The organism is Mesorhizobium sp. M1328 (genome assembly GCF_040318075.1).
Lineage (GTDB): Bacteria > Pseudomonadota > Alphaproteobacteria > Rhizobiales > Rhizobiaceae > Mesorhizobium.
The window spans coordinates 1-1,220 of record NZ_JAMYLO010000079.1 but is presented as its reverse complement, the minus strand read 5'-3'; the positions used below and the strand labels follow the sequence as shown (position 1 = coordinate 1,220).

Annotated in this window: 2 protein-coding genes and 1 tRNA gene; all 3 read left to right on the top strand. The window is 56.8% G+C overall.

What is annotated here, in order from left to right; translation table 11 throughout:
• The coding region (locus NKH23_RS34445; RefSeq protein WP_353036799.1) for a hypothetical protein at positions 1-252 on the top strand (252 nt) is incomplete at its 5' end.
• 239 nt (positions 253-491) lie between these two features.
• Positions 492-582 (top strand) — tRNA-Ser (locus NKH23_RS34440).
• Positions 583-801: 219 nt separating this feature from the next.
• Entirely contained in the window at positions 802-1,044 is a 243-nt protein-coding gene (locus tag NKH23_RS34435; protein ID WP_352717666.1) for a GIY-YIG nuclease family protein, read from the top strand.
• The last annotated feature ends 176 nt before the right edge of the window (positions 1,045-1,220 follow it).

Here is a 1,220-nt window from a genome sequence, read left to right as displayed (position 1 = left end):
CAGTGCCGCAGCGGAGCCGAGAAGAAGGCTCTTGATGTTCATTTTCTGACCTCCAGTCAAAAGTTAAAAAACGGGTCTGGGTATTCTTTGCTGAAGGACAGCGTTCCCTGCCCCATCCCCACTACCGAAAAAGATGCGCACCGCGCCGCTCCTTCAAACCCGACATTACCCATGACACGGCGGCGTTCAACCACGATCGTACCGGCAAAAGGTTTGTGTTGGCGCTATACCCCGGCGTTGTTGCACAAATGACACGATTTGGCCTCACTCCGAAAGCTCCTGTTAACCAACACCCCTTCGCAAGCCGTTGCAAACGGCGGATTCCGGCGATGGTCGGCCCGAAATGTGACCATGGCCCGAGTCGCGAACCAGGGAATTGCCGCAGAATCGCCACATCGCTGGGCGGCGCTTTGGCGAAGGGTCGATTTTTCAAGGATAATAGCGCCAGCTTGTTGATTGTGCCGGCGCTTTTCTTTATCCACCGGCGCAACGGAGAGGTGGCCGAGTGGTCGAAGGCGCTCCCCTGCTAAGGGAGTAGAGGTCAAAAGCTTCTCGTGGGTTCGAATCCCATCCTCTCCGCCACCCTTCGCCCTGCGGGCTTCGGGTGGCAGGCCATCCTGCTTCGCGCTGAGCGCTTCGCAGGACAAGTCCAGCGAAACCCTCTCCGCGCGAAGCGGGATGCCCTCCGAAGCCGTGGCGAAGGAGGACTGCAACCTCTTGGAACGGTTGCAAAATCAGGTTGGCATATCCTTCCTTGCAAAGGAGGATGTACTCCGATGCCTTGGCGAGGGAGGCCGGTTCGTGTGGTATGTGTACCTGCTGGAAAGCAAGAGCGCGGAAGGCGAACGCTATATCGGTGTGACCTCGGACCTGAAGCGACGGGTCGCCGAGCACAACGCCGGAAAATCCAGCCATACGTCCAAATTCCTGCCGTGGCGGGTCGTGACCTGTATCGCCTTCTCGAACCAAGCCAAGGCGACTTCATTCGAGCGTTATCTCAAATCCGGTTCCGGGCATGCGTTTGCCAGCAAACGCCTCTGGTGAACGTCTGCGGCTGTTCACGTGATCTCACAAAAATCAACGATTTTCCGAAATAACGACGCAATCCCAGATACTTACTACCGAAACACACGGCGCCAATTCCGCACTTTGGTTCGATTCTGACTGGAGGTCAGAAAATGAACATCAAGAGCCTTCTTCTCGGCTCCGCTGCGGCACTG